Origin of the sequence: Streptomyces sp. JJ36, from assembly GCF_021696945.1 — a bacterium.
Taxonomy (GTDB): Bacteria; Actinomycetota; Actinomycetes; order Streptomycetales; family Streptomycetaceae; genus Streptomyces.
This window is the reverse complement of sequence record NZ_JACYHE010000164.1, coordinates 1-1,381: the sequence shown is the minus strand read 5'-3', so window position 1 is coordinate 1,381 and position 1,381 is coordinate 1. Positions and strand designations below refer to the sequence as shown.

1 protein-coding gene is annotated in these 1,381 nt (G+C 75.1%); it reads right to left on the bottom strand.

Features of this window, described 5'->3' with window-relative positions; translation table 11 throughout:
• The coding region (locus tag HOY81_RS26995; RefSeq protein WP_237323336.1) for a condensation domain-containing protein at window positions 1-1,381 on the bottom strand (1,381 nt) is incomplete at both ends.

Genomic DNA, 1,381 nt, shown 5'->3' with positions numbered 1-1,381 from the left:
TGACGGTGACGTTCAGCGTGCAGCGGTCCTGCCCGGACCAGGTGCGCAGCACCGCGGCGTACGCCCAGCACAGCGCCATGGACGGGGTGAGGCCGTGACCGAGGGCCCGTTGCCGCAGTCGCGTCCACGCCGTGCCGTCCAGCCGGAACGTACGGGTGGTGAAGCGCGGTTGCCGCACGGAACCGGGCGCCTTCCGGGTCGGCAGCGCGGGCGCCTCCGGCAGGTCCGGCAGCCGCGCCAGCCAGTGGTCGCGTGCCTGGGCATACGCGGGGCTGTCCTCCAGCCGCTCCAGCGCCCGGACGTAGTCGCGGAAGGAGACCTCCGGAGGTGCCGGAGGCACGGCGTCCGGACGCTGGTAGCGGACGCCCCACTCGTGCAGCAGCCGTCCCAGCGACGCCCCGTCGGTGACGAGCAGGTCGATGGCGAGGTGCAGACGGGTGTGCCGGGCGTCGAGCCGGGTGGTCGCGATCTCGAAGAGCGGCCAGGCGTCCGGGCGCCGGACGCGGTGTGCGAGGCGTTCCCGTACGGCGCCGAGATGCCGCTCGCGTTCCGGCTCCGGGCGGTCGCGGAGGTCGTGCCGGGCGATGCGGTACGGAGGTGTCTCGCTCTCCGGGAGGACGCGCTGTCGGGTGCCGTCCCCGGTGCAGACGGTACGCAGCATGGCGTGCCGCGCGATCATGGTCTGCCAGGCGGCCTCCAGCCGCTCCACGTCCAGGTCCGCCACGTCGATCTCCGCGGAGAAGACCGCCGGACCGCCGCCCAGCGCGAAGCCCTCACCGCGCCCGAGCAGGTAGGCCTGCTGGAGATCGGTCAGCGGGAACGGCGCATACCGCCCCTCCGGGTCCGGCTCGATCTCCGGCAGCCCGCCCTGGTCGCCGGACGCACCGGGGGTTCCGTCGCCGTCGCCGCGCCCGGTGAGCAGCGCCGCCTGCCCGGCGATCGTCGGGTGGGCCAGCAGGTCGCCCGGGGTCAGCGGTAGCCCGGCCGCGGAGGCCGCGGCGGCCACCCGGACCGCGAGCAGGCTGTCCCCGCCGGCCTGGAAGAAGTCGGTGTGCACCCCGATCTCCTGCCGGTCGAGCAGCGCGCACCAGATCGCGGCCAGCCGCTCCTCGCGCAGGGTGCGGGGCCGGCCGTCGCCGCGGTCGTCGGTGTCCTCGGCGGGGCGGGGTGCGGGGAGGGCGGTGCGGTCGATCTTGCCGTTGGGGGTGAGGGGGAAGGCGTCGAGCACCACGTACTGCGCCGGGAGCATGTACGGGGGCAGCACGGCGGCGAGGTGGCGCCGTACGGAGTCGAGCAGTTCCGCCTCGTCCGGGGCCGTGTCCCGGTCGGTGGTGAGGTAGGCGGTGAGGGTGTGGTGGGTGGTGGTGAGGAGGGCGTCGGT